We start from the raw sequence: 5,529 nt of genomic DNA, 5'->3' as shown, positions 1-5,529 counted from the left end.
TCCTTCACATATACCCAGGTGAGAACAGAATCTTCGAATACTCTGGCTGGTAACCGACGATGAATCAGATCATCAATATATTTGCCCGTGGCTTTGGGATCGCCGGGACCAAGAACAGCTCCTGGATAAACCAGAAGCAGGGGAAGTCTTTTTTTCTCGAAAAACTCCCAGGCTATAAGGTCCCCCTCATACTTGGTCTGGAAATACTGACTAAAGCGAACCGGGCCTACCGGGCTTTCCTCTGTAAAAGGAGAATCTGCCGGCTTGCCGTAGATTCCTGCTGTGCTGATATGTAACACCTTAGAAACCCCTGTTTCCAGAGCAGACTCCAGCACATTCCGGGTACCTTCTACATTGACCAGTCTGAAAACTCGATTATCCGGCTCCCAGAAGGAGTATACATTGGCTAAGTTGACCACCCAGTCGCAACCCTTCATCCCTTTCAACAGAGAATGTTTGTCAGTCACGTCTCCGGTGATAAGGGTAACACCAGGTTTATCCAACTCGCTGACGTTGCTGGTTTTCCTGACCAGACAGTAAAGCTTATGCTCTGTCTGTGCCAATCTTCTGACCAGATGCGTTCCGATAAACCCTGTTGCTCCGGTGATGAATATTTTCATTTTTTAGAAAGTTTAATCTCTATTATTAGATATATAGAGATAATTCATTTTAATGTCAAGCAAAAAACATTGTCCAAAACCCTTCAAGAATAATGAGTGTGAAGAGAAAAAAATCTGATTATGAAGGTCAGGAGGAGGATATAATTGGTTACTTACCTCCAACCAAGTCATGGGGGCTCTTATAGATTTTTTGCATAAGATATATATCTAAAAGCCTGCCGAATTTTCTGCCTACCTCTTTCATAATTCCGATATGCTCAAACCCGACTGACTGATGAAGATGAATACTCATCTCATTCCCTTCAGCTATTCTGGCAATTATGGAGTGAATCCCTGTTTTTTCGCCTTCGCGAATAATCGTCTCTAAGAGCTTTCTGCCAATCCCTTTTCCTCTGTTTTTCTCATCAACGTAAAGGGAAATCTCGGCAGTGTCAGAGTAGGCACATCTGTCAGACCATTTGCTTAAAGATGCCCATCCGATGACTTTGCCATCCTCCTCTGCGACTAAGACCAGGTATTTAGGACCATGACTTGAAAACCAGACCTTCTGCTCTTCTAAACTTTTTGGCTCAGTGTCGAAAGTAGCTGTAGTTTTAAGAATAGCCTGGTTGTAGATTTCGGTAATAGCTGTTAAGTCATCCAGGGTCGCTTTTCTTACGATTATCATTTTTTAGTTAATTATTTCCTATATTGACTCTGCGGTAAGGGTCATTCCGCTGGCTTCTCTTTGCCGGCCCTTATTCCTATCTCTTAATTATATCCTTCAACATCGATATGTCAAGATTTAGAATTGTCTTTCCCAGAGGAATGGTCCCCCCCGACCAGAAATCTACTTTTTTAAGAAAATGTGAAAAACTAACTCAGTATGTTCCGGACCCGTTAACTTCCTTTGGTCAAAGAACTTAACACCTTCGATCTAAAAAGAGCCTGAAAATTGCTCAAATTTTGAGCATTTTAAAGACTCTCCCCGAAGTCTAACAGCCTGATTGGTAACATCTTAACCTCAGGCATACTATTTGCCATCTCATATCAGGATATTATCTGATCTTAAAGGTGGGCTTATGAGAAAGATCAACCCTGAGACTTTAAGGTGCACAGATTCAGTCGCACCAACTGTCGAGAATTTATCATCCAGGTCCACCCGGACGACCCTTCTGTTCGGAAAATCCGCAGAGTAGCCAGAGTTAAGATAATGTTACCCTTTGAAAGGAGGGATTAGATGAAGCATCTTGCAACGTTTTCATTAACTTTATTGGCATTGGCTGTGCTCATTGTTGGGGGCGCAGTTGCTCAGGTACAGGTGCCACTTGTATTTCAGACAGGCTCTAACACGGTACCAGGCGATACTTCGCTTTCAATTCTGATTCAGACCTCAACTGATAGTCTGTTTAATGGAAATTTGACCCAGTCTGGCTGGCTGAAGTGTCAGCCTAACAGTCAATTTACTTACAATGGTACTTTCCCGGACACCATACCGAGTATGACCTATTACTGGAGGGGCAGACTTAGAGCAGATACGACTTACTCTAACTGGTCATCCATTTATCATTTTACTCTCAATATCAGACAACCTATCCTGGCTCTGTCATTGACACCAGCTTCTATCTCAGCAAATGTAGGGGATGTTGATACCCTCTGGATCTCTCTGGGTGGAACTGGAAACCGGATGAAAGCTGCACTCTTCAACATAGCTTATAATCACAACCTCATTACGATGAATAGCGTAATCAAAGGCTCCGCCTTAGTTCCGCCGGACAACTCATTTTTGTCTTATGATATTTATCCAGATTCAGTCGTAGCAAGTCTTGCCATTTTGAATGGAGTATTTACCGGTACCGGACAATTGCTGGGATTGATTTTTACCTCGACTCAGCCAGGGTCTACCAGTTTGACCTTTAACAATTCGGTTTTGCGTGACTCAGCTAATCAGGATATTGCCCATACTGATTCGAGTGCTTCAGTCTACATTCAGATCCCGGATACCACCCGCCCGACAGTTGTGGTCAGCTCGCCGGCCTCAGGCGATACAGTCAACTCTCGTCCGACCCTATCGATCAGGTTCCGGGACAATCTGGGCTTTAACCGGGGATATTATCATCTGGATAACTGCTCAACTCCCTGGACTGAATTGTGGTCTTATAACTCCAATTCTTTGGACACGACTATTTCCTGGAGAGTGCCGGCTATATCTGAGGGTAGACACACTATCTACTTCAAGATAGTGGACGATTGGGGAAATGTTAATTTGGACACTTGTTCTTATTCCTGGAATTTGACTTATGACACTACACCACCGGCTTCTCCGACAAACCTTGCTGCCAAACCTGGAAACAGAAAATGTAAATTGAGCTGGACTAACCCGTTCGGTGATTTTCGGGGGGTAGAGATTCGCAGGAACCCCTGGGCTAACAATGCTTATCCGGAATATGACGATTCCTACCCTACTCCTTTGGGATATCCACAAAACCAGACTTCTGGACAACTGACTTACAGAGGAAGCGGAACAAGTTTCCAGGATTCTAATGATGTTGCACAATTCCCAAGAAATATATATTACTACAGCATTTTCGCTTATGACCGGGCTGGTAACTATTCAAGACTTTCATCAGGGGATACTGCAAGAGCGACCAATTACATGTTAGGGGACGTGGATGGAGATGGGATGGTTTATTTCGGCGATTTGGCAATTTTTGCCGGGACCTATGATACCAGACAGGGTGACGCAGGATATCTGTCTGTGTTTGATATAGGACCAACTGTCAGTAATAGCTCAGAAGATATCCCGCTTACTGACAATAAAGTCGATTTTGAGGACTTAGTCATCTTTGCTATGAACTATATGGTTGTCAACCAGGCAAAGCCCCTGGCTGGTCCTTCTGAAAAAGTCTCAGGTGATTTAGGACTTTCCTTGGCCGGCTCAACTGACAGTTTCATTTTGGGAAACCAGTATCAAGTGAAAATATCCCTAGTGAACAATCAGGATACAGTGAAAAGCATTCATTTTATACTCCCTTATGATTCCCTCCAGGTCAGGTTCATAGATGTGAAGAGAAGTTACCAGTTAGTTGATAGCACACAGCCGGTTTTCTTCTATGGAAAAGATACCTTAGGACAGGTGGACGTGAGCTTTGCCATTCTTGGAGCCAATGCCCCGATAATCGGCTCCGGGGAGATAGCGGTAATAACCTTTGAGCTGGTGCAGCAGGTGGAACCGAACCTGGCTTTAAGCCTGGTCGATCTGAGAGATGTAAGCGGACAGCCCTTGGATGTTAACCAAAACCCTGGAGATGAAGACAATCCACAGATGCCCTCTGCCTTTAGTCTGAACCAGAACTATCCGAATCCTTTTAACGCCTCTACCCAGATAAGCTACGACCTGCCCAGATCCGGAAAGGTTTCCCTGAGGATATATAATATCAAAGGAGAATTAGTTCGGGAGCTAATGAATGAATATACCCCGGCGGGCCATCATATAATAACCTGGGATGGAAAAAATAAAGACGGACTCACCACCGCCAGCGGAATCTATTTTTATCAGATAGTTTCTGAAGGGTTTGCGGAGACGAGGAAGATGATATTGATGAAGTAAGTTGTTCTAACTCTTTTTCCTCAGATTTCGAGGCCTCCAGCGATCATGCAGGAGGCTTCTTTTTTAAAAGAAATACCTTGACTTTTTTAGAAAGTAACTTATCATAAAAGTGAGATTAATTTTCTAAAAAGTGAAAATATGGATGAGAAGATTCCTTATACTTTTGCTTTTTGTTTTGGCTCTTAGTACTCCCGCTTTTGCCCAGTTTGATATGCAGCAAATAGCGGTGATCCAGGGGGCAACTGACAACCTTTACTTTGGTTATATTTTATCAGGGATAGGGGATATAAATAATGACGGGTTTGAGGACTTAGGGATAGGGCAGGTTGGAAAGACTTTTATTTATTTTGGCTCAAAAAACTTTGATACTATTCCGGACATAACGTTTCCTTTCTCATCTACATATATCTCTTCTGGAGATGTAAATGGGGATAGTATTGAAGATTTGCTTGTAACCCCATTTACATTTTCAGCGGTCTGGATTTATTATGGGGGTACTCCTTTTGATACTGTTCCAGACAAAATTCTGGCAACCCCTTATTTTGAAGATAATATTGCGACGGGTGATATTAACAAGGATGGCTATGATGATGTTGCAATCCATGGAAGTCCTACCAGAGTATATGTCTATTGGGGTGGTGCAGATATGTCAACTTCTCCAGCTTATGTTTTACAAGGACCTCCTAATTATTTTGGCTCGGATGGTTTAGATATAGGAGACGTGAACGGAGATGGCTATAAGGACTTAGCAGTTTCTACTAATTATGGCAGTCCTCTTCCTGATTCCACCTATATTTATTTTGGGGGAGTGCAGTTAGATACTGTCCCTAGGATAAAGCTGAATGGTGGATTTGCAATCTTAGGAGATGTCAACGGAGATGGATATAAGGATTTGATAACAGTTGAAGGAACCTATTTTGGAGGCAATACAATTGACTCACTAACAGACTCGCCTCTTTGTATCAGAGGTCAATCTTGGGCAATTGGTAATTTTAATACCGACAAATATGAGGATTTACTCTCGGGGGTTCCAACGTTAGCTGGCGGCGAAGCTTGGATCTATTTAGGTTCTAACCCTTTGGATACAACGCAAGACTGGCACTATTATGATGGCGAGGTCGGTGACTATGGTGCGCAAGTTGGTTCTGCAGATATAAACGGAGACGGAATAGATGAGGCGATTGTAGGAGATCCGGGCTGGTGGTATAATAATCCTTCTTTTCCTCCAGGCAGGGTTTACATTTATAAAAATCCATATACTACGGTGGAAGAATACGAAAATCAACTACCACACAGTTTTGCTTTAGGACAGAACTATCC

The 5,529-nt window shown here is 43.0% G+C and carries 4 protein-coding genes; 2 read left to right on the top strand and 2 right to left on the bottom strand.

All coding sequences use genetic code 11. From position 1 onward, the window contains the following. Together MUP17_00880 and MUP17_00875 are read right to left on the bottom strand one after the other, a co-directional pair. Positions 1–620, bottom strand: a 620-nt coding sequence (locus tag MUP17_00880; GenBank protein MCJ7457529.1) for an NAD-dependent epimerase/dehydratase family protein, incomplete at its 3' end; no start/stop codon positions are given. A 148-nt stretch (positions 621–768) separates the two neighbouring features. Continuing rightward, positions 769–1,284, bottom strand: a complete 516-nt coding sequence (locus MUP17_00875) for an N-acetyltransferase family protein (protein ID MCJ7457528.1) — start codon at positions 1,282–1,284, stop codon at positions 769–771. 555 nt (positions 1,285–1,839) lie between these two features. On the opposite strand from MUP17_00875, the gene MUP17_00870 reads away from it, so the two are divergent. Beyond that, entirely contained in the window at positions 1,840–4,209 is a 2,370-nt protein-coding gene (locus MUP17_00870; GenBank protein MCJ7457527.1) for a T9SS type A sorting domain-containing protein, read from the top strand. A gap of 142 nt (positions 4,210–4,351) precedes the next feature. Beyond that, a partial coding sequence (locus tag MUP17_00865; GenBank protein ID MCJ7457526.1) for an FG-GAP-like repeat-containing protein occupies positions 4,352–5,529 on the top strand: 1,178 nt, incomplete at its 3' end.

The sequence above is a fragment of the Candidatus Zixiibacteriota bacterium genome, assembly GCA_022865345.1.
Lineage (GTDB): Bacteria > Zixibacteria > MSB-5A5 > MSB-5A5 > RBG-16-43-9 > RBG-16-43-9.
Note: the sequence above shows the minus strand (reverse complement) of the source record. Positions and strands in the feature narration are given on the sequence as shown.

Bases quoted from the DNA above. Each gene is read 5' to 3' on its own strand.
- MUP17_00870 (MCJ7457527.1), top strand. From the start codon at position 1,840: ATGAAGCATCTTGCAACGTTTTCATTAACTTTATTGGCATTGGCTGTG.